Annotated in this window: 23 protein-coding genes; 8 read left to right on the top strand and 15 right to left on the bottom strand. The window is 72.1% G+C overall.

Annotated features, from left to right (window positions below; translation table 11 throughout):
• Positions 1–472: 472 nt before the first annotated feature.
• On the bottom strand, positions 473–1228 hold the full coding sequence (locus tag RM479_RS18010) for a GbsR/MarR family transcriptional regulator (RefSeq protein WP_311512881.1): 756 nt from the start codon (positions 1226–1228) through the stop codon (positions 473–475).
• Between the two features lie 248 nt (positions 1229–1476).
• On the opposite strand from RM479_RS18010, the gene RM479_RS18005 reads away from it, so the two are divergent.
• Positions 1477–2148 carry a DUF4097 family beta strand repeat-containing protein gene (locus RM479_RS18005; RefSeq protein WP_311512880.1) on the top strand — a complete coding sequence of 224 codons (672 nt, stop codon included), beginning with the start codon at positions 1477–1479 and terminating at the stop codon, positions 2146–2148.
• Between the two features lie 64 nt (positions 2149–2212).
• Positions 2213–3376: a serine hydrolase domain-containing protein gene (locus tag RM479_RS18000; RefSeq protein ID WP_311512879.1), complete on the top strand. Its 1164-nt coding sequence runs from the start codon at positions 2213–2215 to the stop codon at positions 3374–3376.
• Between the two features lie 150 nt (positions 3377–3526).
• On the opposite strand, the gene RM479_RS17995 is transcribed toward RM479_RS18000, so the two are convergent.
• Positions 3527–4372: a DUF1206 domain-containing protein gene (locus RM479_RS17995; RefSeq protein WP_311512878.1), complete on the bottom strand. Its 846-nt coding sequence runs from the start codon at positions 4370–4372 to the stop codon at positions 3527–3529.
• Between the two features lie 194 nt (positions 4373–4566).
• On the opposite strand from RM479_RS17995, the gene RM479_RS17990 reads away from it, so the two are divergent.
• A complete protein-coding gene (locus RM479_RS17990) occupies positions 4567–5544 on the top strand; it encodes an RNA polymerase sigma factor (RefSeq protein ID WP_311512877.1) in 978 nt (325 codons plus the stop codon).
• A 280-nt stretch (positions 5545–5824) separates the two neighbouring features.
• Here the strand turns inward: RM479_RS17990 and RM479_RS17985 are convergent, their stop codons facing one another.
• From RM479_RS17985 to RM479_RS17975, 3 genes are all read right to left on the bottom strand, one after another.
• Positions 5825–6883 (bottom strand): glycoside hydrolase family protein, encoded by a 1059-nt coding sequence (locus RM479_RS17985; protein WP_311512876.1) that lies wholly within the window; start codon positions 6881–6883, stop codon positions 5825–5827.
• A gap of 404 nt (positions 6884–7287) precedes the next feature.
• A complete protein-coding gene (locus RM479_RS17980) occupies positions 7288–7767 on the bottom strand; it encodes a hypothetical protein (RefSeq protein ID WP_311512875.1) in 480 nt (159 codons plus the stop codon).
• A gap of 74 nt (positions 7768–7841) precedes the next feature.
• Entirely contained in the window at positions 7842–8843 is a 1002-nt protein-coding gene (locus RM479_RS17975; protein ID WP_311512874.1) for a helix-turn-helix domain-containing protein, read from the bottom strand.
• A gap of 537 nt (positions 8844–9380) precedes the next feature.
• On the opposite strand from RM479_RS17975, the gene RM479_RS17970 reads away from it, so the two are divergent.
• Entirely contained in the window at positions 9381–10736 is a 1356-nt protein-coding gene (locus tag RM479_RS17970) for a hypothetical protein (protein ID WP_311512873.1), read from the top strand.
• 257 nt (positions 10737–10993) lie between these two features.
• Here the strand turns inward: RM479_RS17970 and RM479_RS17965 are convergent, their stop codons facing one another.
• Positions 10994–13888 carry a helix-turn-helix transcriptional regulator gene (locus RM479_RS17965; protein ID WP_311512872.1) on the bottom strand — a complete coding sequence of 965 codons (2895 nt, stop codon included), beginning with the start codon at positions 13886–13888 and terminating at the stop codon, positions 10994–10996.
• 227 nt (positions 13889–14115) lie between these two features.
• On the opposite strand from RM479_RS17965, the gene RM479_RS17960 reads away from it, so the two are divergent.
• The gene (locus tag RM479_RS17960; protein WP_311512871.1) at positions 14116–14604 is read left to right on the top strand and encodes an anthrone oxygenase family protein; all 489 of its coding nucleotides are present in this window, start codon (positions 14116–14118) and stop codon (positions 14602–14604) included.
• A gap of 176 nt (positions 14605–14780) precedes the next feature.
• On the opposite strand, the gene RM479_RS17955 is transcribed toward RM479_RS17960, so the two are convergent.
• The 6 genes from RM479_RS17955 to RM479_RS17930 all read right to left on the bottom strand — a co-directional run bounded on the left by RM479_RS17955 (position 14781) and on the right by RM479_RS17930 (position 21375).
• Entirely contained in the window at positions 14781–16226 is a 1446-nt protein-coding gene (locus RM479_RS17955) for an FAD-dependent oxidoreductase (protein ID WP_311512870.1), read from the bottom strand.
• 70 nt (positions 16227–16296) lie between these two features.
• Positions 16297–18369, bottom strand: coding sequence for a molybdopterin oxidoreductase family protein (locus RM479_RS17950; RefSeq protein ID WP_311512869.1), 2073 nt, complete (start codon positions 18367–18369; stop codon positions 16297–16299).
• Positions 18366–19757: a nitrate/nitrite transporter gene (locus RM479_RS17945; protein WP_311512868.1), complete on the bottom strand. Its 1392-nt coding sequence runs from the start codon at positions 19755–19757 to the stop codon at positions 18366–18368. The genes RM479_RS17950 and RM479_RS17945 overlap by 4 nt, the downstream gene beginning before the upstream one ends.
• 98 nt (positions 19758–19855) lie before the next feature.
• A complete protein-coding gene (locus RM479_RS17940) occupies positions 19856–20296 on the bottom strand; it encodes a maleylpyruvate isomerase N-terminal domain-containing protein (protein WP_311512867.1) in 441 nt (146 codons plus the stop codon).
• Between the two features lie 7 nt (positions 20297–20303).
• Positions 20304–20531 (bottom strand): hypothetical protein, encoded by a 228-nt coding sequence (locus RM479_RS17935; protein ID WP_311512866.1) that lies wholly within the window; start codon positions 20529–20531, stop codon positions 20304–20306.
• 70 nt (positions 20532–20601) lie between these two features.
• Positions 20602–21375, bottom strand: a complete 774-nt coding sequence (locus RM479_RS17930) for a GNAT family N-acetyltransferase (protein ID WP_311512865.1) — start codon at positions 21373–21375, stop codon at positions 20602–20604.
• Positions 21376–21657: 282 nt separating this feature from the next.
• Here RM479_RS17930 and RM479_RS17925 point away from each other — a divergent pair, with 282 nt between their 5' ends.
• A complete protein-coding gene (locus tag RM479_RS17925; protein ID WP_311512864.1) occupies positions 21658–22650 on the top strand; it encodes a GNAT family N-acetyltransferase in 993 nt (330 codons plus the stop codon).
• A 173-nt stretch (positions 22651–22823) separates the two neighbouring features.
• Here RM479_RS17925 and RM479_RS17920 read toward each other — a convergent pair whose 3' ends face one another.
• The gene (locus RM479_RS17920; protein ID WP_311512889.1) at positions 22824–23012 is read right to left on the bottom strand and encodes a CsbD family protein; all 189 of its coding nucleotides are present in this window, start codon (positions 23010–23012) and stop codon (positions 22824–22826) included.
• Positions 23013–23151: 139 nt separating this feature from the next.
• On the opposite strand from RM479_RS17920, the gene RM479_RS17915 reads away from it, so the two are divergent.
• Both RM479_RS17915 and RM479_RS17910 read left to right on the top strand, forming a co-directional pair.
• Positions 23152–23589: an NUDIX hydrolase gene (locus tag RM479_RS17915; protein WP_311512863.1), complete on the top strand. Its 438-nt coding sequence runs from the start codon at positions 23152–23154 to the stop codon at positions 23587–23589.
• 192 nt (positions 23590–23781) lie between these two features.
• Positions 23782–24567: a DUF4253 domain-containing protein gene (locus RM479_RS17910; RefSeq protein WP_311512862.1), complete on the top strand. Its 786-nt coding sequence runs from the start codon at positions 23782–23784 to the stop codon at positions 24565–24567.
• A gap of 3 nt (positions 24568–24570) precedes the next feature.
• Here RM479_RS17910 and RM479_RS17905 read toward each other — a convergent pair whose 3' ends face one another.
• Together RM479_RS17905 and RM479_RS17900 are read right to left on the bottom strand one after the other, a co-directional pair.
• On the bottom strand, positions 24571–25098 hold the full coding sequence (locus RM479_RS17905; protein WP_311512861.1) for an NUDIX domain-containing protein: 528 nt from the start codon (positions 25096–25098) through the stop codon (positions 24571–24573).
• Between the two features lie 134 nt (positions 25099–25232).
• A complete protein-coding gene (locus RM479_RS17900) occupies positions 25233–25892 on the bottom strand; it encodes a class I SAM-dependent methyltransferase (RefSeq protein ID WP_311512860.1) in 660 nt (219 codons plus the stop codon).
• Positions 25893–25970 lie beyond the last annotated feature (78 nt).

Genomic DNA, 25970 nt, shown 5'->3' with positions numbered 1-25970 from the left:
CATCATGCGTTGCTTGAAGCGGTACGTGGCTCGGGAGGTCTTCCGGGTTCTGGCCTCGAAGAACATTCCCGCGCAACAGTGTCAGGACGACTTCGCTGAAGCCGCTTGACATCCATAGGAGCATCCCCCGGACCACCACCGAGCCGGTGCGGCGATGTCGCACCCCGACACCCTCGCTCTCGAAGGAACACGAGCAGGGCCCGGGATCCCACCGCCGCACCACTCACGACCCTCACCACGTCCAAGGGCCCGAGGAGGCCGTCCGCACGTGCGCGCGGCAATTCGCCGAGGCCGCCGCCGAAGCCGGTTCCGCCACCCTCATCGAGGGCCCTGGCCAGGTCGAGATCCGAGGGCTCACCGCCCCCGGTGCCCAGGAGGGCGCGATGCGCTTCGACCTGGTCGCTCGGACCGGAGGGGGCCTTGGGCCCACCCGTCCCACTCCCCCACCGGACGCGGTCGTCGAGAAGGACCCCTACCCGCGGTCCGAGTCGGGCTCGGCGATGCCGTCCGAGGCCGCTTCGGGTTGGGTGTACAAGATCTCGCGGGCCTGCTCCGCAGCGCGTGCGATGCTCTCGCCGACGAAGTCGACGAAGCGGGCGACACCTTCCAAACGGGCGGCGGCCCGGGTGGTGGGGCCCAGCACGAGGACGCCCTGTCGCACGGTCTCCACGAGCCGGGCGTGGGCACGGGCGCTGGCGATCATCGACTGGTACCAGACCTCGTCGTCGACGGAGTAGCGTTCTCGGCGGCCCTCGTCGCGCTCTCGGCGGACGAGTCCCTGGCCCTCCAGGAACGTGATCGCCTTGGAAACGGACGCCGGACTGACCTGTAGGCGCTGCACGAGTTCGGACGCGGTGAGGCTGCCCGCGTCGGTGGTGTAGAGCGACGCCAGTACCCGGGCGGTCATCCTGGGCAACCCCGATTGCTCGAAGACGGTGGTGAGCGCCTCCTCGAACCCGAGCACCGCCTCGGCGTCGCGCCCGTCGTCCTGCCGGGGCGCCTCCTGTCCCCGGGGCGCGGTCTTCCTGCGGCGGTGGGCACGGTGTTCGGTGGCGCGGTGGGCGATGTCGGCCCGGTAGACGGTGGGACCGCCGTTGCGCATGACCTCGCGCGTGATCGTCGAGGTGGGGCGCTCCAGCCTCCTGGCGATCTCCGCGTAGGCCAGGCCTTCGGCCAGTCCCGATGCGATCTGTCGGCGTTCGTCCTGGTCGAGCCTGCCTCCCGGCATCGCGTCCCCCTTCGTGGTCCATGGTCCGCAGTGTGGCCAGCATAGCGTTCAATTCCCATCTATTGCAACGAGCAAAGTTGGTTCATTGCATTAGATTCACAGCCATTGCAACAATCTCAAGGCTTTCACCTGCATAAACAGAGGTCAATCGCAACGAACATATTGCCCTAGCCTTGAATGCAACGTAGCGTTTCCATCATCAGAAACGGCGGGGTGAAGCGGCCCCGCCACAGGAGAAGGAGCACGCCATGCACACGTTCGACACCCCCGCCCCCGTCTCCGCCGCCCTGGAGATCCCCGCCGGGCGCATCCACCTCATCGCCGCCGACCGGACCGACACCACGGTCCGGGTCCTGCCCGCCAACGCCTCCAAGGGCCGCGACGTCAAGGCGGCCGAGCGGGTCACCGTCGCCTACGCCGACGGGGTCCTGCGGATCCAGGACCCCGAGCCCGAGAACCGGCTCTTCGGCCCCACCGGATCCGTCGAGGTCACCGTCCAACTGCCCGCCGGTTCCCGGATCGAGGCCAAGGCCGCCACCTCGGAGTTCCGGGGCGTCGGCCGCCTCGGAGACATCGCCTTCGAAGCCGCCCAGGGTTCGGTCGAACTCGACGAGACCGCGGGCGCGCACCTCAGCCTCCTGGACGGTGACGTCTCGGTCGGCCGCCTGGGCGGCCCCGCCCGGATCAGCACCCACAAGGGCGACATCGACATCACCGAGGCCGTGCGCGGCACGGTCGAGCTGCGCACCGAGTCCGGCCGGATCTCGGTCGGCGCCGCCCCCGGGGTCTCCGCGTCCCTGGACGCCGGCACCTCCTACGGCCGCATCCACAACACGCTCAACAACACCGACGGCGCGGAGGCGGACCTGAACATCCACGCGACCACCTCCCACGGCGACATCACCGCCCGCGGCCTCTAGCCGGCGCCCGGCGATCCCGTCCGTCCCATCGCGTTCCCCCGCGGTTCCGAAGGAGCACACCACCATGACCAACGACCTCAACGACCAGGACCGGCTCCCCCTGCCGACCGCTGCGGCCACCGGAGCCACCGACGCCGCCGGGCCGGACCGCCCGGAACTACAGAAGGCCATCGAGGAGGTCGTCGATCTCGGTTTCGTCGGGGTGCAGATGCGCGTGCACGACGAGCGGGGCACCTGGGTCGGCAGCGCCGGTGCGGCCGAGCCGGGCAAGGCCGCGAAGCCACCGACGGACGGACGGTTCCGGATCGGGAGCAACACCAAGACCTTCGTCGCGACCGTGGTGCTGCGACTGGTGGCCGAGGGTGGGATCGGGCTGGACGACCCGGTGGCCGACCACCTGCCCGGGTTCGGACTGGACCGGCGGATCACGGTGCGGATGCTGTTGCAGCACACCAGCGGGATCTTCAACTTCACCGGTGAGTACTACGAGGACGGGACGTACGCGCCGGGGATCACCTGGGCGGGCCGGGAGTGGGTGGACCGTCGGTTCGCGACCTACCGACCGCAGGAACTGGTGGAACTCGCGCTGTCGAAGCCGGCACGGTTCGAGCCGGGCGCGGGCTGGAGCTACTCCAACACCAACTACGTGCTGGCCGGGCTGCTGATCGAGAAGGTCACCGGTCGCTCGCTCGCCGGGGAGATGCGGCGTCTGATCCTGGAGCCGCTGGGCCTCTCGGGCACGGTGGTCCCGGGCACCGAGACCGAGGTCCCCGAACCGCACGCCCACGCCTACTACCGGTACGAGGAGGACGGCAGGGAGAAGACGGTCGACGTCACCCGCCAGAACCCCTCCTGGATCTCCAGCGGCGGTGACATGATCTCGACCACTCAGGACCTGCACACGTTCATCTCCGCGCTGGTGGGGGGTGGGCTCCTGCCGGCCCCGCTGCTGGCCGAGATGTGCGATCCGCACCCCGAGAGCGGCTACGGCCTGGGCGTGTTCGTACAGGAAGCGGGCCCCGACGGCGGCACCGTCATCACCCACAACGGCGGTATCGCGGGCCACGCGGGGCTGATGTACTGCTCGCCCGACGGCGGTAGGACCCTGACCGCCTCGCTGAACTACGTGGACGACGCCGACATGTCCCTGGCGGAGGCGTTCCAGAAGGCGACTCGAAGGCTCGTCGAGGAGGTGTTCGGCGGCGCGCGGACCGAACCCGCACGGTAGGCGGGACCGGGCGTCTCGGACCCGCACCCCTTGAGGTGGACTCACTGTCGACGGGTCGACCGCCGCTGATCTCCCTTGCGGTGGGCACGCCGCCGTCCATCGGCTCCGGGAAGGCGTCCTCCCCGCCGGAGACGTCCCGTGTGAGGTGGATCAGTCGCGCTGCCAGCGGGCCTGGCAGAAACAGTAGACGCCGTACAGGACCACGCCGACGGCGACCGCGACCAGGGCGTAGGGGCCGACGGGCGTCTCGGAGAAGGACCGCAGGGTGCCGTCCAGTCCTTGGGCCTCGTCCTCGTCGAAGGTCCAGGCGGCCTGCACGAAGAAGACGCCGGCGGTGCCCAGGACCAGGCCGTGGGTGATGATGCCGGCGGTGCCGATCCACACGACCGCCGTGCGCACGGTGCGGGAGGCGCCGTCGAAGGTGAGGTCGCGGGTGAAGCGCCGGGTCGCGCCCTTCCAGATCTGATAGCAGCCGACGCCGATGAGGGTCAGACCGATGAGCGCGATGAGCCAGCGGCCGAACGGCAGCGACATCAGCTGGGCGGTGAGCGATTCGGCCTGGCTGTCCTGGCTCTCCGGAGCGCCCCGGCCGAGCAGGAAGGTGACGATGGCGAAGGTCAGCGCCGCGCAGGTGGCGGCCCGCACCGCGCCGGCGAGGCGCTTCTTGGCGTCGCCTTTCACCAGCAGGGCGAGCAGGACCTGCCACAGGGTGAGGGCTGCCAGGCCCACGGCGACCACCCACAGGAGGATCGTCCCGACCTCACCCTGGGCGATGATCTGGAGGGCACCGCTATTGTCGGCCTCCTCGCCGCCGGAGTCACCGAAGGCGATCCGCAGGGCGATGTAACCGATGATGAGGTAGATGAGGCCCCTGGCGGCGTACCCGATGCCGGCCAGGATCCGGAGCGATCTGCTGTGGGCCGCCTGCCGACCGGCGCGTTCACCGTCTGCCTTCGCCTTGCGCGCGGAGCGCCGTGCCTTCGAGGAAGCGTTCATAGCGCACCGGTGCCCCCTGAAAGGTGGAGGAAACGGTATCAACAGGATAGATCGGCATTCGCCCTGTTCAGAGGGTTTTCGATGTGCGCCGTCCGCCCGCCCCTCGACGCGCGTCCGACCCGAGACGCCGGGCCGGTGGCGCCCGTTGTCCGCCCCGGCACGACGGAAGCGGACACGGCCGGGAGTCGAACGGCATGGCCGACCGCCTGGGCGGCGGATTCGGGTCGGTGCCGCCGTTCACCCTGGTGCTGTTGTGCTGCCACCCCGTGTTGAGCACCACCTCGCAGGTGGCGCTCACCCTGCGCGCGGTGGGCGGATTGACCACGGTCGAGATCGCCCGCGCGTACGGGACGACCGAGGCGACCATGGGGACGCGCATCAGCCGCGCCAAGCAACGCCTGGCCCGAGAGGGAGTTCGCTTCGCCCCGCCGACCGACGCCGACCGGGACGACCGGATGGCCGCCGTGACGCAGGTGCTCTACCTGATCTTCAACGAGGGTCACACGGCCGGCGCGGGCGACGACCTGGTCCGCGTCGACCTGAGCCGTGAGGCGATCCGGCCGACCCGCATGCTGCACGCGCTTCGGCCCGACGACGCCGAGGTGACCGGTCTTCTCGCGCTGATGCTGCTCACCGGATCGAGGCGGGCCGCACGCGTCGGCGATGACGATGTGCTGGTGCCGCTGGACGAGCAGGACCGGACGCTGTGGGATCGCGGGCTGATCCGCGAGGGCACCGGGTTGATCGAGGCCGCCCGGGACCGCCGGGAGGTGGGCCCGTACCGGTTGCAGGCGGCGATCGCCGCCGTGCACGCCACCGCCGGAGCACCGGAGGAGACCGACTGGCCCCGGATAGCGACGCCGTACCTCTGGCTGGAAAGGCTCGCCCCGACCGCTCCGGTGCGGCTGAGCCGGGTGGTCGCGGTGGCCCGTGCCTACGGGCGGCATCGGGGTCTTGCCCTGTTGGACGACCTCAACCGACGCCACGGGGTGGACCGGGATCCGCTGACCCGGCGGCGACAGCTCGCGGTCCGCGCCCACCTGCTGGAGATGACCGGCGACGGGGAGGCCGCAGCGGATGCGTACCGTCGGGCGGTCGACCTGACGGCCGACCGGGTCGAGGAGAGGTACCTGCGGGACCGGGCCCGTCGCGCGGAGATCACCGGCCGCTGACCGCGCGTTCCCATCCTCGAATGGGTGGAAGAAGCACACGTACAGGTACGCGCGGACCGCGCGGGACGCCGGCGGCGTCCCCGGCTCGTCGCTCTGGGCCACACCCCGTAGCTTTCACGGCCGCCCTTGGCGAACGCCGCTCCGGTCCTCACCCCAGGGCGTCGATGACCCCGCGTCTCGGATGGACCCGGCTCTCGAAGCGGCCCCATGGGCAGGACTGTTCCATAGTCGGGATCGTGAGACATCGGTGCTGATCACAGCCTCATAGTGATTGAGGCGTTCACCCGCCCGTGCTGCGGGGCAGGGCCGTCAGCCGCGACTGCCCTACCGCGAGATAGAAGGGGGAGGGCACGACTGGGCGCTTGCCCCGTAGCAGTCGGTGCACGTTGAACACGGCCCACTTCGGAGCGGCCCTGACGGCGGTGTACATCAGCACCGCCTCTCCGGCAGCCTCCAGCGCGTGTAGTGCGGGCCCGTACACACCACGCGCCATCCACCCCGGCGTATCCGCGCGACCGGTGTCCAGCACCCGCACCGGGGCCGTCCACCCCGACCGGTCCGGGACGAGCTCGGCGACCGTAGTGATCCACAGGCCCTGGTCGGGAAAGTTCGGTGTGTTATGCAGATTCGATCCCCGGGCCAGCACCATGACCCACCGGTCGCCCACGCGGTGGACGGCGTTGTCGAAGAACCCCTCCTCGGCCCCCGCGAAGACCTTCGGCGGCGACCATGAAATCCCGTCGGTGCTCTCGGTGACCCGGAGTTCGTAGTCGGGCAGCTCGCCCGGTCCGATCTCGTTCGGGTTCGCCTGAAACCACATCAGGTAGCGGCCCCGGTCATGGACCACGAGAGGTTCCAGAACGCTCATGCGGGGCGCGCTGCCGCACAAGACGGGCTCCGCACGGCGCTCCCACCGTCCCTCGCGGTACTCCAGGACCCCGATCGCGTAGCTGCTGCGGGTTCCGTAGTGCTGGAGCGAGGCGCGCCCGGTGTAGTAGAGGCGCGGCGGGTGGCCGTCGACGCCGGGCACGAACGAGGGCGTGTGCATCCCCGCGCGATCCCATCCGTCACGGGGAGGATCCACGACCAGCGGCCTCACCCGGCCGCGCGCGTCGGTGTCGAACACCCACCGTCCGCTGTCCAGGGCCTGACCGGGGGCCAGACGCGCACGGTAGAGACGGTTGCGGAACGTCGTGGAGAAGCCGCCCAGGTACATCGTCGGGACGTCGTCGATCACGTGTACATCGGGGTCACCGGCGCCCAGCAGCCCGCGCGGCATTGGGCCGTCGACCATGTCCCACAGCGTGGTGGACTGACCTGGGGCATTGATCGAGAACATGCCTACCTCCGGGAATCGAGCACGCCGAACGGCGCGGACTCCCCTGGGGATCAGGTAGGTCGTTGCTTCGACAGTAACAGCGCCCACGCGAGGAGGCCAGAGGTGCTCCCGGCTCGCCGCCCACCGGTGAGCCAGTGGGAGGGATCTGGAACCGGTACGCTCCCAGCGACCACACACAGTGACAAGAGCGGTGGAAGCCCCGAAGAACACAGATCACTCGATCAACGGCTTCTGCCAGTCTCGCCCCTTTGGATCTGCGCACGAGGGGTCTCCTTCCGACGGGCGCACCGTCCAGCCCTCCGACGTCGGTTGGGGGGTGGGCGCACACCTTGGTGTGCGCCCACCCCCGGGGATGCTCCCAGCCTCGGAAGAGGAACCCGACCCGGAGCGACCCCGGGCCGGGATCAGCTGCAGTTGTCGTATTCGAGACGGCCGCCCGAGGCCGTGATGCCCCCGGTGCTCCCCGGGGTGCTGCTGATGGTGCCCCAATAGGCGACGCACACTCCCGCGGCTGCGGCCGTGGTGCTGGCGAAGTGGCCGTAGTTCCCCTGCTCCCGGTAGCGCGAGCCGTTCTGGAGCCAGAGGGTGCTCGTGGTCCAGGTCGGCGTGCCGTGGAAGGAGGTCTTGAGGGTGACCACGCAGTTCTGGCGGTAGGTGTTGCTCCACAGCAGGTACACGGTTCCGTACCTGGTCCCCGCGGGGGTCGTGACCGCGGAGGAGTGGAGGGCGCTGTAGCCACCGCTGAGCCAGGCACACCCTGCGGGCGCGCGGACGGCCTGGTCCAGGCTGTGCGCGGAAGCAGGGGCCACGGCCAGGGTCAGGGTGACCGCGAGCACGGACAGGACCGTGGCGGCCCGGGGAAACACGCTTTTGAGGTTGCGCATGCTGCTTCTCCAGGAGGGAGGGGGTATCGGTCCCTCCCGACGTTAGGAACGTCCGGGGGCCACGTCGACGAATGTCAAGGAACCGTGCGCTCCAGGTCAAGGATCGCGTCGGCGGCGCGTCCCGGGCGCACGTCCTTGGGTGAGACGCCGTGGGCATCGCGGAACGCTCGGCTGAACACCGAGGCGCTGGAGAACCCCCACTTCTTCGCGATCAGGTAGACGGGAACGTGCGCCAGGGCCTCCTGTTCCAGGTCGTGGCGGGCACGGGCCAGTCGGCGTTCGCGTATCCACGCGGAAACGGTGCCGCCCTCCTCCTGGAAGATCCGGTGCAGGTACCGGACCGAGACGTGGTGGGCGGTGGCCACCGTGGAGGGGCTCAGCTCCGGATCGCGCAGTCGGTCGTCGATGAAGCGCTTGACCCTCAGCAGGAGCGTCTGTCTTCGCGTCTCCGGTGGCAGCAGGTCCTCGGCCTCCAGCGCCTGGGAGAACATGCCCGAGAGCAGGTCGCACAGGACCGTGGAGAGGCGGTCGACGTCGCCGGGGCCGTGGGGCGCCGGGTCGTTCACCAGGGTGCGCAGGAAGTTCTTGGCCAGCGCTCCGTACCCGGAGGCGGCCGAGAACCTCGTTCCCGCGATCCGGTCCACATACCTCGCGGGCAGCGGCAGCCGGGACCTGGGGATCTCCAGTCCGATCCCGTGCTGCTCCACGTGTCCGCGGCAGGCGCGTATGGAGAAAGGGGTGGAGGAGTCCATGACGCTGATCTCGTTCGTTCCGACGTCGATCGCCGTGCGGCCGAAATCGCCTTCCAGCCGTCCGCGGAAGATGAAGGAGAGGTGGAGGTTCTCCGGGTCCGAGCCCCGGATGAGGGGCCGTGTCCTGGTGAAGACCACGGGCCGGAAGATGCTGGGCCAGAGCAGGACCCCGTTCAGGTCCAGGAGTTTCTGATAGGCCTGGAACGTTTCGGGTTCGTCGCTGCTGAGCACCAGGGGGGCGTGCGTCCTGGCGACGCAGTCCTGCCAGTACCCCAGCCGTTCCGTCGGGGGGATGTCCCGTGTGTGAAACACGGATTCGATCATCAGGGGCTCCTTGGGGGTGATGCTCGCTCGCGGCCACCTCGGAAACCCCTATCCGCCCGATGGGGTTTCATTCGTCTTTGTCCTGTTCCGGTCAGAATGGACGACCCTCTGAATATCTGTGCCACCGCCGACCACCCGCCACTGAAATCACAGGTCACCGGCGCGCACCGGCAGGCGTCTCGTGGACCGCCGCCGACAGGGGAAGGGCCACGGATGCCCTCATGTACAAGAAGAGCCGTTTGACCTGGGAGAACGTGGCCTGCCACCTCTGTTCGGCCTGGCAGAAAACGTGCCCATTGCCGTCCATCTTCACATATTCGGACATTGTCCAAAAAAATGATTCGCGACTCGAAAAGACGAACGAAAAAGTGGCGCATTCGGGCTTCAAGGCCCTCTGACCGGCCCTAGACTGCACACACGAACACAATCCGCGGCGTGAAACCCACGGAAAAAAATTCGGAGCCGCCTGGTGCGACCACACCACGACGGCTCCTGACCGACCGTCCTACCCAATTAGACCAAGGAAGGCGGCTAGGCATGAATCCTAGTCCCCCGATCGCGCACGTCAAAAACCGGGGCCGGATACCCGCCCCCATCCCCCGCAAACGCCCCCGGGGGGCGATGGACGGCATCGGGTTCATTCCGGCCATCTGGGTCTGCGACGCCTTCCGCGGCAACGTGTTCCCCAGCCTCGCGGCCTTCGCCGTCGCCTCGATCATCGCCGACGCCGCCGACCGCGACGGCCGCTGGTGCTTCCTGTACCTGGACACCCTGGTCGAACGCTCCTGCGGCAGACTCAGCCGCTCCACCGCCAAACGCGCCATCAGGGACCTGGTCGACGCGGGGGTGGTCCGCAAACTCCCGCGTTCGGAACTGCCCGCGTTCTTCGCCGCCGACCTGGACATCGGGCGGCGCCGCGCCGACAACCTCCCCGACGTCCTGGAACTGCTCATCCCCGCCGACGCCTTCACCCGCCACGCGCCGGCGGTCCTGGAGGAGATCAACGAGGCCCGCGCCCGCCTGGGTGAGGAGCCCCTCACCCCCGACAACCGGCCCGACCTCCAGGCCGCCACGACGACAGGTCGGGTTGAACCCCCGCGACGGTCCACGCCGACCCCTCGCGACAGGTCAGATCGACCCACAGACCTTTCCCCTGATGACCCCTGCCCCAGCGACCCCTCTCCGGATCCGATCCGCGAGCGCGCAACCACAGGGCCACCGGCCCCGCGCCAACGGATCTCCCCCGACATCGCCTCGTGGGCACTGGAGCTGCTGGCCCGCATCCCGGACGGAGCCCTCCACCACCCCCGCCAGGACCGGCGCCTGCTCGCCGCCCGCCTGGCCGACCTGCGCGCCAGGGGCGTCACCGTCGACGAGCTCACCAGAGCGCTCACCGGCTGGGAGCACACCCAACGGCCCTTCGCCGCCCTGCGCGCCCGCCTGGCCTCCCCGACCACCGTCCGCGACTGGAACACCAGAGCCCTGCTGCGCACCCTGCCCCACCCCCGACAGAGCCAGGACGCTTTCTCCCCTCCGCCGGAGTTCACCCTCGACTCCCAGGGCAGGGCCGCCGACACCTGCCCGGACCACCCGTCCATCCGCAACACCCCCGGCGGCACCTGCACCCTGTGCGGCCAACGCTGCCGTACCCGCCCCGACCGGCCCCCGCAGCACCCCGATACCGCACCCCGCCGCAGCGGCTTCATCGAACGACTCTTCGGCCCACCCGACATCGACGAACGGTTCTCCGTCCCCAAATGCGACAACGCGCACTGCAACCCCGACAAGGCCTCGCCCCGCTACCGCACCCTCATCCGCCCGACCCCCGACGGCCACCCCATCGCCGTCCCCTGCCCCACCTGCGGACGCAGAGCAGCCACCCCCGCCGCATGACGTCCACGCAGGTGTCGCAGCGGGAGAGCACGGCGGGTGCGCGGACCCGGCGCTCGCCGGAATCGAGACCCCGCCCCTGCTCCGGGCAGGTCGCGGTGGTCGGTGACGCCGGCTTCGTCGGAGGGGCCGGGCCGGTCGGCGGGTCCTCTCCCGTGCCCCACCCGGGGATCAGGCCGCAGGAGGTCGACGGCAGGCTCAACGCCACGGCGGCGCAGGTCGTCGTGATCGCTCGTGCGGTCATCCCGGGGGAGGTCTCCTCAGGGGCCCGGGGCGGGGGAAGGGTCGCCGTCGGGGGCGGGGGCCGCCAGGTCGCGGCGTGAGCGCAACCCCAGTTTGGACAGGGCGTTGGCCACGTGGGTCTCCACCGTACGCGGCGAGAGGTGCAGCAGGACGGCGATCTCCCGGTTGGTGCGGCCTTGCCCGGCCAGGGCCGCGATCTCCCCTTCCCGGGGGGAGAGTCGCCCGTCGCGGTGGGGGCGGGTGACGGTGGCGCACCCGGTGATGACGCCGTGGGCGCGCAGCAGCCGACGCACCCGGGCGGCGTCCCAGGAGGCGCCGAGTTCGGTGTACTCCTTCAGGGCGGTGTGCAGGGAGGTGAGGCCGACCTCGACGCCCTCGTCGCGCGGGCGGGCGAAGTGGACGTGGGCGGCGGCCTCGCGGAGCTGGGCGGCGTCGTAGGGGCGGGGCATGGCGCGGTAGCCCGCCTCGGCCTCGGCGTACAGCAGCAGGGCCCTGTCATGCTGATCGTCGCGGTGGGCGAGCGCGGCCTCCAAACGGATCAGGGCGGTGGCGGCGGCCGGGGCGTCGGTGCCGCGCAGCCCGGTGCGCAGGCGCACGCACAGGTCGCGGGCGATCGCCTCGCGCCCGCAGGCGAGCAGGGCCTCCATGCCCGGGACGAGGTCGGCGGCCCACACCCAGATGCCCTTGGCGGCGATGAGGGACACCAGGTCCTCCACGTGTTCCCAGGCGCGGGCGGGTTCACCCCGGGCGAGGGCCAGGCGGGCCATGAGACCGGCGGCGAAGGCCCGCACGGGAACGGTGTGGTCGGGTCGGGGCGGATCGTCGGGTCGGTCGCGGCAGGGGTGGACCCGGGCCAGGTGGGTGCGGGCCAGGGCGGGTTCGCCCTGGGCGAGGGCGAGTGCGGCGCGGAGGATGTCGAGTTCGGCGGTCACCGAGGGGAAGTGGGCCAGGCGGGGCGAGTCGAGGCGGTGTTCGGTCTCCTCGGCCAGCCCCCGCCAGTGTCCGCGGGCCCAGTCCAGGGTCAGACGCAGGGCGCGCACGCTCTCGTGGACGTAGGGGGCGTCGTCGGCGCCCGACCAGGTCGCGGCGTCGTCGAGGTGACGGTCGGCGCGGTCGTAGTGGCCCAGCATGACGGCGGCGTCGGCGAGGTTGAGGGAACCGCGGGCGAACTCCCTGCGGCGGGCCAGCGCGTCGGGTGTGGGCGGGTCGAAGGAGGCGCCCGGGGCGGGCAGGTCGACCTTCCACGCGGCGGGGTCGCCGATCTGGGCGAGCAGGGTGGCGTGGTTGACGACGACGCTGTGGGCGACGGTGGTGTCGTGGCTGCGCCCGGCGGCGGCCAGGGCCTGTTCCATCCAGCGTCGGTGGGTGTCGACGGAGTCGGGGGTGCTGCGCGGGACCGCCAGGGCGCACATGGCGCGGGCGGCCAGGTCGGGCCGGTCGGCGAGTTCGGCGGCGGCGCGGACGAGTTCGCCGCGGGCGGTGCGGTTCCGGGCGGCCTGGTTGAGCAGGAGCAGGCCCAGCCCCATGCGCAGTTCGCCGCGTTCGGTGGCGGGCAGGCCCGGGGTGGCGAGGACGTCGCGGAGCTGGTCGATGGTCTGTTCGACGGAGATGCCGCTGACGGCGGCACGGCCGAGTTTGAGGGCCAGGTCGCGGCGCCGGCGGGTGGCGAGGTCGGGGCGGGTCAGGGCGTCGCGCAGCAGGGCGACGGCGGCGCAGTCCTCGCCCTGGCGCAGGGCGATGTCGGCGGCGCGTTCGGCGTGGTCGGTCCACTCGTCGAGGAGCCCGGCCTCGCGGGCGTGGTGGGCCAGGCGGGGGTGGGGTGGTTCGGGGAGGCGGGAGAGGGCGGCCAAGGCCACGCGGTGCAGTCGGCGGCGTTTGCCGTGGGGCAGTGCGGTGTTGCAGACGTGGGCGAGCAGTGGTGTGGCGGCGGTGAGGGCGGCGGGTCCGGCGGGGGTGAGCAGGCCGTGACGGCAGGCGCGGGACAGGGCCTTGTCCGCGCGGGCGGGGGTGAGTTCGGCGACGTGCGCCAGGAGGGGCTCGGTGGCGGGTTCGCCCAGGACGCAGGCGGCGCGGACCAGGCGGCGGGCGTCGCCGTCCAGGGCGCGCAGGCGGTCCAGGATCCAGTCGCGCAGGGAGGGCGGGACGGGCGGCCTCTCGGGTATCGCGGTGCCGGGGCCGGGGTGTTCGGCGAGGGCGCGCAGGGTCTCGACGGCGGCCAGGGGAAGGCCGCCGGTCCAGGTGTGCAGGCGGCGGGCGTCGTCGGCGGTGACGTCGGTCCCGGTCAGGGTGCGCCCGGCCAGGACGCGCAGGTCGTGCCGGGTGAGGGGGGTCAGGGTGAGTTCGTGGTGGCGGACGCCCGGCGGGGTGCGGGCCGCCAGAGCGGCGACGGGGAAGGAGCGGGGCAGGTCCTCGGGGCGGTAGGTCAGGACCAGGGCCAGGTGGGCGGGCAGGCGGGGGGTGAGGTAGGCGAGCAGGTCGCGGGTGGCGGGGTCGGCCCAGTGGACGTCCTCCAGGACCAGGACGGTCGGGTCCAGGGCGTCGAGGAGTTCGGTGAGGGCGCGGTAGAGCCGGTGGTGTTCGGCCGCGGGGTCGGCGGCGGGCTCCGGGGCCGGGGGCAGGTGGTCCGCGTGTTCGGGCAGCAGGGTGCGCAGGGCGCCGCACAGCGGGTTGAGGCCGCCGGGGACGGTGATCCGGCGCAGGGCTTCGATGAGCGGCGCGAAGGGGAACGGTTCGGCACCGGGCGGACAGTGGCCGGTCAGGACCGTCGGCCCGGGGAGGTCGTGCAGTTCCCGGACCAGGCGGGTCTTGCCGGTGCCCGCCGCCCCCGCCAGGAGGGTGAGGGTCCCGGGGGCGGTCGCCGCGCGCAGCCGTCGTCGTTCCCGCTCGCGCCCCACGAGCGGGGAGGAGCACATTACCCGACGGTATAGCGCGACGAGGTTCCGGAAAAGGGGTATATGGGTGACTTTCCGTGTTCATATTCGCGCAACAGTGAGGAGAAACGCCTCCCCGCCGGGGTTCATATGAGGGATATCGCCGATTTTTTCAGGCATTCCGGCCGTGGTGGGCCCGGCGGCAAGGAGCGTACAATCCGCCCAGGTACTGCGCGGAACACGGGAAAAGGGCACGGGGTGACCGGTTGATGGCGGGCATGGTGTACGCGGTGGTGCCGGTGATGTCCGTGGTGTTGGCGGGATTGTTCGCCGGCCTGTTCTTCGCTTTCTCGATCGCGGTGATGCCGGGGCTGGCACGGACCGATGACAGGGTCATGATCGAGGCGATGCAGAAGATCAACGTCGCCATCATCAACCCCTTCTTCGCCGTGGTGTTCATCGGCGCGCCCGCGATGGCGTTGGCGCAGACGGTGCTCCACTGGGCGGCGGGAGGCACGGAGGCCGCCTGGTGGGCGGGCGCGGCCCTGGCCCTGATGGTGGTGACGCTGGTGGTCACGTTCGCGGTGAACGTGCCGCGCAACAACGCCCTGGACCGGACCGGCGCCCCCGCTCGCCTGAACGACCCGGCGGCGGTGCGCGCCGACTTCGAGCCGGTGTGGGTGCGCTGGAACCACCTGCGCACCCTGGCCTCGACGGCGGCGTCGGTGTGCGCGGTGCTGGCGGTCATCGCGACCTGAGCCCCGGGCCGGATCCGGAGGGACGCCCGCCCGCGCGGCGCGCTCATCGCCTCCGCCGTGTCCCACCGCGTGGTGATCCTCCCCGTGGGGCACGGCCCCGCCCGCCCGTGGCGACACGCCCCGGCCGGTGCCCACGCCGGCGGCCCCGGAAAGGGGATCGGGGCCGCCGCCGGGTCTCAGCCGACGGGGGACTTGTCGTCCCACCCCGACAACAGGGCGTTGACGTCGCGCACGCATCCGCCGCACCCGGTGGTGGCGCGGGTGGCCGCGGCGATCGTCTCGCGCGTTCGCGCCCCGTCCAGCCAAGCCTGCTCCAGATCGTCGCGGGTGACCGCGTTGCACCGGCACACCACCGGCGCGGCCTGCGCCCCCGCCTCCTGCCCGGCGGGCGCGGGCACGGCGCCCTGAAGCAGCGCCAACCGGTCCGCCGGCACCGGAGCGCCGGTGTCGTGCAACTGCGACAGGGTCGCCGCCGCCTCGGGGAACCCGAGCAGCACCGACCCCACCAACCGGTCCTCGCGCACCACCAACTTGGCGTACCGCCCCCCGTGCGGGTCGCTGACGGTGAGCGTCTCCAGGTCCTCGTCGTTGTCGTCGGTGTGCACCTCGCCGAACGCGGTCAGCTCGATCCCCTCGGCCTTGAGCCTGGTCACCGGCCGCGACCCGCCGTAGAGGGCCTGCGGCTCGATCCCCGTCAACCGGCGGGCCAGCACACCCGCCTGCTCCCATCCGGGCTGGACCAGCCCGGCGCCGCCCCCCGGGTGCTGGGCGCAGTCACCGACGGCGTGCACACGGGCATCGGAGGTGGACAGGGTGTCGTCGACCAGGATCCCGTGCTCGACCTCGATCCCGGCGTCCTTGGCCAGCTCGATGTTGCCGCGCACCCCGGCCGTCACCACCAGGGCGTCGCCGGGCAGGACCCGGCCGTCGTCCAGCTCCAGACCGGTCCCGGGGATCCACCGCGAGGCCACCCGCCAGGAGTGCACCCGCACGCCCAGGGCGTCATAGCGACGGCGCAGGATGTCGGCGGCCGGCCGGTCGATCTGGCGGCGCATGATCCACGGCGAGGACTCCACCACCGACACCCGGGCGCCCCGGCTCTGCAATCCGCGGGCCGCCTCCAGCCCCAGGACACCGCCGCCGAGCACCACCACGGGCGCCCCCGGCCGCACCAGGGCCAACAGCCGCCGGCAGTCGTCCAGGTCGCGCAGCGCGCACACCCCCTCCCCCGGCGCCCCGTCGGGTGCGGACACCCCCGTGACCGGTGGGAAGGCGGCACGGGCACCGGTGGCCAGCACCAGCTCGTCGTACTCCAGGGCCGTGCCGTCGTCCAGGGTGACGGTGCGCCCGGCGGTGTCCAGGGAGACGACGGCCAGCCCGGTGCGGACCGTGACGCCGGGGGTGTCGGGGACCGGCAGTCGGATCTGGTCGGCGGTGTAGTCACCCGCGACCATCCCCGAGAGCAGGACCCGGTTGTAGGCGGGGTGGTGTTCGGCGCCCACGACGGTGACGTGGACCCGCTCCCCCCGCGGATCCAGGCGGGCGGTCTCCTCGGCGAAGCGGGCACCGACCATGCCGTTGCCGACGACCACGATCCGGCGTGCACCCTGCACGGTGTTCAACAGCTGCCTCCTACGGGTGGGGTGTCGCGCCGGACGGCGTCGGCCGGGCGGGGACGGGTGCGGGACGGGTTCAACGGGCCGGTTCCAGGCGCACGGCGCTGACCTTGAACTCGGGCATGCGGCTGGTGGGGTCCAACGCCGGGTTGGTCAGGTTGTTGGCGGCCTGCTCCCCGGCGTAGTGGAAGGGCAGGAAGACGGTGTCCAGGCGGGCGGTGGGCGTCAGCCGCACCCGGGCCCGGGTGACGCCCCGGCGGGAGGTCACCGCGGCGAGGTCGCCCTCCCCCAGCCCGGCGTGGGCGGCGGTGTCGGGGTGCACCTCCACGTACACCTCCGGTTCGGCGCCGGCGAGCTCGGGGACGCGGCGGGTCTGGGCGCCCGACTGGTAGTGGCCCATCAACCGGCCCGTGGTGGCGATGAGCGGGTAGGCCTCGTCGGTCACCTCGGCGGGCGGCCGGTGGGCGACCGGAACGAGACGGGCCCGCCCGTCGGGGTGGGCGAAGGCGTCCAGGAACAGGCGCGGGGTGGGCTCGGCCCCGGCGCGCACCGGCCAGTACAGGGCCTCACCGGAGGCCAGCCGCTCGGGGGTGACCCCGGAGTAGTCGGCCGGGGCCCCGGCGGTGGCCCGTCCCAGCTCGGCCAGGACGGTGTCGGGCTCGGTCGGGAACCGGTCGACCGGCTGCCCCAGGCGCACCGCCAACGCGGCCAGTACCTCCAGGTCGGTGCGCACCCCCTCGGGCGGGGGCAGGGCGCGGTTGCGGCGCAGCACCCGCCCCTCCAGGTTCGTCATGGTGCCCGACTCCTCCGCCCACTGGGCCACGGGCAGCACCACGTCGCCCAGGGCGGCGGTCTCCGACAGGACGAAATCCGCGGTGACCAACAGGTCCAGGGAGTTCAGCCGGGAACGGATCCGGGAGCTGTCGGGGGCCGAGACGACCGGGTTGGACCCGAACAGCAGCATGGCGCGGGGGCCGCCGCCCTCCCCCAGCGAGTCGAGGAGTTCGAACGCCGACCGGCCCGGCCCGGGCAGGGTGTCGGGGTCCACCCCCCACACGGAGGCGACGTGGGCGCGTGCGGCCGGATCGTCGATGCGGCGGTAACCGGGGAGCTGGTCGGCCTTCTGGCCGTGCTCGCGCCCGCCCTGGCCGTTGCCCTGCCCGGTGATGCACCCGTACCCCGACCCCTCACGGCCGGGCAGGCCCAGGGCCAGGGCCAGGTTGATCCAGGCCGAGACGGTGTCGGTGCCCTTGGCGTGCTGTTCGCTGCCGCGTCCGGTGAGGATGTACGCGGAGTGCTCGCGGGCGGCGGCGCCCAGCATGTCGGCGGCCTCGCGCAGCGCGACGGCGGGTACCCCGGTGACCTGTTCGGTGATCTCGGGCCACCAGGCCGCGGCGTGCTCCCACGCCCGCTCGAACCCGGTGGTGCGCTCCTCCAGGTAGTCCCGGTCGATCCAGCCGCGCGCGCCCATCAGGTGCGACAACCCCAGGGCCAGGGCCAGGTCGGTGCCGGGGCGGGGGGCCAGGTGCAGGCCGCCGTTGTCGAGGGCGACCTGCGCGGTGGCCGACCTGCGCGGGTCGATGACGATGAGGCGGGGCGCCGACAGGTGACCCATCATCGGCGGCATGGTCTCGGCGGGGTTGGCGCCGGCCAACAGCACCACCTTCGAGGAGCCCACGTCGGTGAGCGGGAAGGGCATGCCCCGGTCCAGACCGAACGCCTTGTTGCCGGCGGCAGCGGCCGAGGACATGCAGAACCGGCCGTTGTAGTCGATCTGGGAGGTCCCCAGGGCCAGACGGGCGAACTTGCCCAGGGTGTAGGACTTCTCGTTGGTCAACCCCCCGCTGCCGAACACGGCCACGGCGTCGGGGCCGTGTTCGGCGCGCAGCGCCAGCAGGCGCTCGGCGACGTGGTCCAGGGCGGTGTCCCAGTCCACCTCGACCAGGTCCTCCGTGCGGTCCTTGCGCAGCAGGGGTCGGGTGAGTCGGTCGGGGACGCCCAGGACCTCGGCGGAGGTCCACCCCTTGCGGCACAGTCCGCCACGGTTGGTGGGGAAGGGGGCCGGGCGGGCGGCCGGGCGACCGTCCGGCCCGGACTCCAGGCTCATGGCGCACTGCAACGCGCAGTAGGGGCAGTGGGTGGTGGTCATCGGTTCGCGGTCTCCACGGCGGTGCTCGGGGCGGCGACCGCGTCGATGCGGGGGCGGCGCAGGTAGACGCCCCAGGTGACGGTCGCGCAGATCAGGTAGAACAGGCCGAAGGCGGCGAAGGCGTGGGCGGTGGTGCCGAACGCCGCGAACGACTCGCGGAAGCCCACGTTGATGCCCACCCCGCCCAGGGCGCCGACGGCACCGATGAGGCCGAGCATGGAGGAGGAGATCCGCTTGGTGCGGGCCAGCGCCTCCTCGCGGGGCTCCCCGGCCGCGATCGCGTCCTCGGCCTTGGCCGCGTAGATCGACGGGATCATCTTGTAGGTGGAGCCGTTGCCCAGGCCGGTGAGGGTGAACATCACGGCGAACGCGCCGATGAACAGGGCGAGCTGGGAGGCCTGGACGGCCAGGACCAGGACACCGGCGCACAGCGCCATCGCGCAGAACACCCACAGCGTGACGCGGGCCCCGCCCAGGGAGTCGGCGAGACGGCCGCCCACCGGCCGGATCAGGGAGCCGATGATCGGACCCAGGACGGCGATGCCGGCGGCCTGGACCGGGGCCAGCCCGAACTGGGCCTGCAACAGCAGCCCGAACGCGAACCCGGTGCCGATGAAGGATCCGAAGGTGCCGATGTACAGCAGCGACATGATCCAGAAGTGGCGGTCACCGGTGGCGGCCATCTGACCGCGCACGTCGCTGCGCACCTGGGTCAGGTTGTTCATGGACCGCCACGACCACACCAGGGCCAGCAGGATCAGCGGCAGGTAGAACAGCGGCACCAGGTACCCGGCGCTGGTGGCGAACAGGGCGATGACGCCCAGGCCGACCAGCTGCACGGTGGCCACGCCGATGTTGCCGCCGCCGGCGTTCAGACCCAGCGCCCACCCCTTCTCCTTCTCGGGGAAGTAGGCGTTGATGTTGGCCATGGAGGAGGAGAAGTTGCCGCCGCCCAGACCGGCGGTGGCGGCCAGCACCACGAGCAGCCAGAACGGCGTGTCGGGGTTCTGGATGAGGAAGAACGCGGCGATGGTCGGGAGGAGCAGCAGCGCGGTGGACACCAGTGTCCAGTTGCGACCGCCGAAGGCGGGGACGGCCAGGGTGTAGGGGACGCGCAGGACCGCGCCCACGAAGGTCACCACCGACAGCAGGAGGAACTTCTGCTCGGGGGTGGCGGAGAAGCCGTTCTCCGGGATCATGAACAGCACGAGCACCGACCAGATGCTCCAGACGGAGAAACCGATGTGCTCGGAGGCGATGGAGGCCCACAGGTTCCGGCGGGCGACGGGGCGGCCCTCACCGTTCCAGAAGGTCTCGTCCTCGGGGTCCCAGTGGGAGATCCAGCTCTTGCTCGTGCGCGATGCGCGGCGGCCTGTCTCGGGGGTCACGACCGGGCCTTCCTTTTCGGTTTCCACTGACAAAACCGAAGGTAGGAAGGCCGCGTTGCCTGAACATGTCGCGCCGTAACACGGGGGAAACAGTGGGCTCACCCCAGGCCCCCGACTTCGGTGAGAACACCGTAGGCACAGGTGAACACGGGTGGACGCGGGGTCGATGTGTTCTTTGACACGTCGGGTCGGTCCTTCCGGCGCACCCTGGCCGGGTCCCGCCACGGGCGCGGGGCGCGCGGATCGCCGGAGAAGACCTCCGGGCCGGAGGCCGACCGGTCCCACGGCACCCGGTACGGCTCGTCGGCGGGCAGGGGCGAGCGGCCCCGGGCGACCTCGCCCTCCACGGCCGGGCCGCCGTTGCCGGAGGCCGCGTGCGCGGCGGCCCGGCGGTGCACGCGGCCGGTGCGGCCGAGCAGGTCGCGGACCGTCCACCCGGGACGGGTCGGCGCGGGGGCGTGGAACCCGGCCCGGCGGGCGGCGTCGGCGAGGAGACGGCCCTCCGCGGCCAGCGCCTCGATGTGACGGTGAGTGTCCATCCGGACATCATGGAGTATCCGGACATCCGGCGGGAAGACCGGGGCGCCCGGGGTTTTCGGGCCCCGGGGTTCGGGAATCGCTTCCCTTGGAACGTGCGGACATGCCGGCGCCGAAGGCCGAGCCCGTGGCCACCCCCAGGGCGACCCCCGGGACGATGCCGTCGAAGAGCGGCCCGAGGACGATGGCGAAGGCCACCGCGAGCGGCAGGGAGAAGGCGGCGTTCTCCACGGTCATGCGGCCTCCGGTCGGTCGCGGCGCGGGTTCGGTCCTTGGACGTGTCCGGCTCCTGCCCGGCTCCCCGGATTCACGGATGCGGCGGACCGGGGGGCGGGGTGAGGCGCAGGCTCAGCTGGGCGCCCAGGGTGCGGTAGCCCAGGGAGGCGGCCACCGCCCTCGACGCCGGCGGACGGGCCCGCCATTGGGGCAGCAGCCCTTCGGCCAGGGCGCGGGCGGTGGCCGCCGAGGCCACCGTTCGGGCCAGGCCACGGCCGCGCCGGTCGGTGTCGGTGAGCACGCACAGGTGGGCGGTGCGCCCGCCTTGGCGGACGTACCCGGCGGCGGCCACCACGCGATCCCCTTCCCTCAGCACGGACACGGGGACGCCCGGACCGCCCAGGCCGCTCTCCCCCGCCTCCCGCGGGCCGACCCGCTCCAACAGGTCCCCGATCCCGGGGGCACCGGAGCCCGTGGTGCTCACCGGAGCACCGTGATGGGCGGGGAGGAGATCGCCCGGGGCCAGGTAGGCCAGGGCGGCGGGGCCGAGCACCTCCACCACCGGTGAGGCGTCGGGGCCGGGGAACCGGACCTCCGTCAGGGCGCGCCCGACCGCACCGGGGTCGGTGTGCTCTCGGGGCGACAGCACGGACAGGGCGGCGCGCAGCGTGCGCGCGGTGCCGGGGTCGGGCGCGGTGGCCAGGGTGACACCGTCCAGGTGGACGATCCCGCACCAGCCCGGCGGGCACAGGCCCGAAGCCGGGACGGCGGCGACGGTCAGGGGCGCCGTGGTGACCAGGGGCGTTCCTTGGGGGCCGGCCACCGCAACCCACCGGGCCAGGGCGCGCACGGACAGCTCGTCCAACGGGACTCCTCTCCGGAGTGGGGGACGCCTCCACCCTGCCCGCCGCACCCGATGTCCGCGACCGGTTTTCTCGGGCCCGTTGCCCCGTTGCCCCGGGGCGCGGAGCGCCCCGTCGAGAAGGCGACGTGCGGTCGTTGAGCGGCTTCCTCACCCGGAGGACCACCACCGTGCGGCGACCCGCGTGAGCGGCACCGCCCCCATGGTGGGGTCGGGCTCCCCCTCCTCACCGGAGAGGAGGAGTTCAACGGGACAAGAGGGCGGCCGATGTGAAACGGTGGACGCGTGAGTCCTGTGGTGGAGGTCTTCGATCCCCTCACTGCCGCCCCCGCCGAGCTGGCGGCCTGGAGCGCGGCCCATGTGACGGGGCGACGCGAACTGTCCGGCAGCGCACCCGAGGCCGACGAACTGGCCGAGCGGCTCGGCCGAGGGCGCGCCGGGCGGGCCTGGCGGTGGGCTGGCCGTATGCACGCCGAGGGCCCGATCCTGGGCACCGCCGAACTACGGCGCCAGCCCCACGACGCGGGCATCGGGTTCCTGCGCCTGTTCGTGGAGGCCTCCGCCCGCCGCAACGGCATGGGCACCCGGCTGCGGTCCGAGGCGTCCGCACGGGCGCGCGCCGAGGGCATGAGCCGGTTGCAGAGCACCGTCCCGGCGGGCCGGGCCGGGGAGGCGTTCGCCCGCACCAGCCCCCACCTGCGCACCCTGCTGCACCTGGAACTCCAGGTGCAGCCCTTCGACGATGAGACCCTCCGGCACTGCCGGCGCCTGGCGTGCACGCCCAGGCGCGGGTACCGGATCACCCACTGGGTGGGGAGGGCGCCCGAGCCGCTGCTGCCGTCGTTCGGCCGGGTGATGGACCACCTGCTGGACGCCCCCGGGGCCGCCTTCCAGGAGGAGCCGCGCCGGTGGGGGCCGCAAGACGTGCGCGCCTGGGAACTGAGGATGACCGAGGACGGCTCGCGACTGCTGGTGGGCGCGGTGGTGGACCGTACCTCCGACCAGGTGGTGGCGGCGACGGTGTGCACCGTCACCCGCGGTCCCGTCGCCGACCAGCACGACACCGCGGTGCTGCCCGCCCACCGACGGCGGGGGTTGGCCAGTCGGGTCAAGGCGACCCAGACCCTGCGGGTGCACGAGAACTTCCCGCACGTACAGGCCATGGTGGTGACCCTGAACCGGGAGAACACCGCGATGTTGGAGGTCAACCGCCTGCTGGGCTACGAGAAGACCGCCGAGCGCCTGCTGGTGGAGGACGACCTCACCTCGCGCGGGTGAGGCGTGTTCCGCGGGTGCCCGCTCTGCCGCGGTGCGCCCCGCCCGTCCGTCCCCGGAAGGGTCTCAGAGGCGCGCGACGGTGGACGGGCGACATCGTGACGGGCCCCGACCGGCGAGGTGCCGGTCGGGGCCCGTGAGTCGATGGGCGTTGGGGCGGCGGGAGCGCGCCGTCCTCACCGGGGTTCGTCGTCCGAGGTGAAGGCGTCCTTGACCTTCTCTCCGGCCTGCTTGAGCTTGGAGGTGGTCTTCTCCGTTTTACCCTCGGCCTGCCACTGCTCGTTGCCGGTGGCCTTGCCGAGACTCTCCTTGCCCTTGCCCTTGGCCTCGTCGAACTTGTTCTTCGCCTTGTTGTCCTCGGTCATCTCGACCTCCTCGATCGTGGTTCTCACCCCATCCCCTGTCCGATCTGGAGGATTTCATGCATCCCATCGGTCACGAGAACACCGAACATGAGAAAAGAAGCCTCTTTGTTCACTTCAGGAGAGGGGCGGGACCGACGCCGTGATCGTCGTGGAATCGGGGTCGGCCGGGGCGCTCATCCGTTCCGCGTCCGGTCGGGTGCTGCTGGTGGAGCGCACCTACAGGCCCCAAGCGCCGTGGACCCTGCCCGGTGGGGTCATCGAGGCGGGGGAGACGCCCCGGCAGGCCTGCGCGCGCGAACTGTACGAGGAATTGGGGGTCCTGGCCCGGGTGGGGCGTCCACTGGTGGTGGACCGGGTCGGCGACCCGGTCCACCGGGTGTTCGCCGCCGCACTCCCCGAGGGCGCGCGGATCCGCCTGCCGGAGAGGGAACTCGCGTCGTGGGCGTGGGTCGCCCCGGACGCCCTGGGCGACGTTCTCCCCGCCAGGATCGTCCGCCGGGTGCGGGCCGCCATCACCGCCGACACCGACGGATCCGTTCGGTGCCTTGAGGACGGATTCGGCCCCGAAGATCGATAGCCTGCCGGCGTGATCCGATCACGGACGCAGCGGGAAGAGGACGTCCGACGGCCGGATCGAGCCACCTGGACCGCCGAGAGACGGGCACACGGCCGTCGCGCGGGCGCACCCATGGCAGCCGTACCCGAAGCCCCCGGGCTCACCGATCTCACGAACGACCAGTGCAGACCCAAGAAGGAAGGCAGGACCCCCATGGACCCCCGAGCCGACATCCCCGTCGAACTCCCGCCGGGCAGGCCCGCGCTCTCCGAGAGCGGCGAGGCCGTGATGTGGATCAGTGACGGCACCGCGCCTCCGGGGCTGTGGCAGCGGCTGCGCGCCGCCCACGCGACCTCGGGATGGTGGCCGCTGCTTCTGACCTCCATGAGCGACGAGGACGGCGACCGCCCCTGGGAGACCGGAGAGCTGGTCCCGTCCGAGGAGGGGGCGATCGCCGACCACGACGCGGAGACGGTGCTGGCCGAGGCCTGGCGCGGCTCCACCGAGGTCGAGGAGGAGTACGACCATCTCGTCCCGGCGGCGCGGCTCGCCGTCACCGCCCCCCACGACATCGCGTGGCCCGGTCCGGCTCCCGAGACGCCCCTGGCAGGTGACCCCGACGAGATCGCCGACCGTAACGCCGAATGGCTGGTGGAACGGCCCAACCCCCGCCTGGGCCTGGTGCGGGCCGCCTCCGGGGCCGAGGCGTTGAGCGTCATCGGCTGGGCCGGTGCGGTCAACCACGGCATCGACGTCAAGGCGATCTCCGCGGTCCTGGCCGACTGGGAACGCCGATTCGGTGCCCGGTTGATCATGGCCGGGTTCGACACCCTGGTCCTGAGCACGGCGGCCGTGGTCACCGACCGGGAGCGGGCGCTGCGGGTGGCCGCCGAGCACTTCGCGCTGTGCCCGGACAACGTCTGGCAGGGCGCGGGCAGCCTGGAGGCCTACGCCGAGTCGCTCCTCGGTGACGAGACCTGGTCCTTCTGGTGGGACTGACCCTCACTCCGGGGCCAGGGCCCGCAGGTACAGCAGCGCGCTCACCGTGGTGGCGCTGACCATCAGCCCCTGCTCGATCAGGGAGGGGACCCGCACCAGCGGCACCCACTCGATCCGTTCGGACTCCCAGGCGTCGGTGGGCTCGCCCACCTTCTCGGCGTCGTCGGTGACGAACACGTGGTGCTCGCTGTCGGTGAGGCCGCTGGAGGGCTGCACCCGCAACAGCGGTTCGAGGGTGCGGGGCCGCCACCCCGTCTCCTCCTCGGCCTCCCGGGCGGCGGCCTCACGCGGGTCCTCCTCCTCGTGCACGCCGCCCATGGGGACCTCGTAACCCCAGGTGTCGGTGATGAACCGGTGCCGCCACAGCAGCAGCACCCGGTCGCCGTCGCGTATCACCGCGCCGGCGCCCTGGGGGCGGCGGATCAGGCGGTGATCGAAGCGGTGGCCGTCGGGGAGTTCGACGTCGGCGACGCGCACGTCCAACCACGGGTCGGTGTAGAGGGGGCGCTCCGAGTGGACGGTCCAGCGCACGGGTGGCTCTCTTCCCAGTTTCCTGTCAAAAGTGCGTTTTCCGGTTGAACTGTGCAACTTTCCCACGCCGGTGCGCCACTGGTTTTCGTCACACGCCGCGTGGGCGGAACGACCGTGCACCGTTCGGGAACGGTTCACACCGGGGCGTGCCATACGAGGGAGTGCCTCCAGAACAGGTGACGCCGAAGACGGACACCCGGCAGTGCCCGTCCGGCCTCCCGGGCGATCTCCACAAGGGTCATGGCGGCCGGGGCGGTGCGCGCGGTCATCGACGTCGGTCGGGACACGGGGCCTCCCCGGCCCCGGAACAGCCCCACGGCCAGGTTCGCGGGGACGGCCGCCGCGTCGATCAGGTGGTCGGTGAACAGGGCCGACCGGTGCACGCCCAGCACCACCAGGACGCCGCCGGGGACCAGACGGTCGCGCAGGCGCTCCAGGGTCGGGGCGAACGGCAGGTGGTGCAGGACGGCCACGCAGGTGATGACGTCGAAGGGCCCCGCGGGCAGGTCCGCGGCGGCGTCGCCGACCCGGAAGGAGATCCCGGCCCGGGGGTCGGTGGCCCGCCGGGCCAGGTCGACGATGCGCGGGTCGGCGTCGAGGCCGACCACCTCGTCGGCCCGGTCGGCCAGGGACCGTACCAGGTCGCCACCGCCACAGCCCACGTCCAGGGCGAGGCCCGCCCGTTCGGGGAGACGATCGAGGATCCACCGGTGGTAGTGGGCGTTGTGGTCCCACGGGTGGGCGTCGTTGAACCGGTCGATCGCCGCCAGGGCGCGCTGGGCGAGGGGGGCCATGTCACCTCGTTCGGGACGGGGAAGGGATGGGCAAGAGGGTAGGGGACCCGGTGGGGCCCGTGGGATGAGAGGAACGAG

The sequence above is a fragment of the Nocardiopsis lambiniae genome, assembly GCF_031845465.1.
Taxonomy (GTDB): domain Bacteria; phylum Actinomycetota; class Actinomycetes; order Streptosporangiales; family Streptosporangiaceae; genus Nocardiopsis; species Nocardiopsis lambiniae.
The sequence above is the reverse complement of the archived record's forward strand: the minus strand, read 5'-3'. Positions and strand labels throughout refer to the sequence as shown.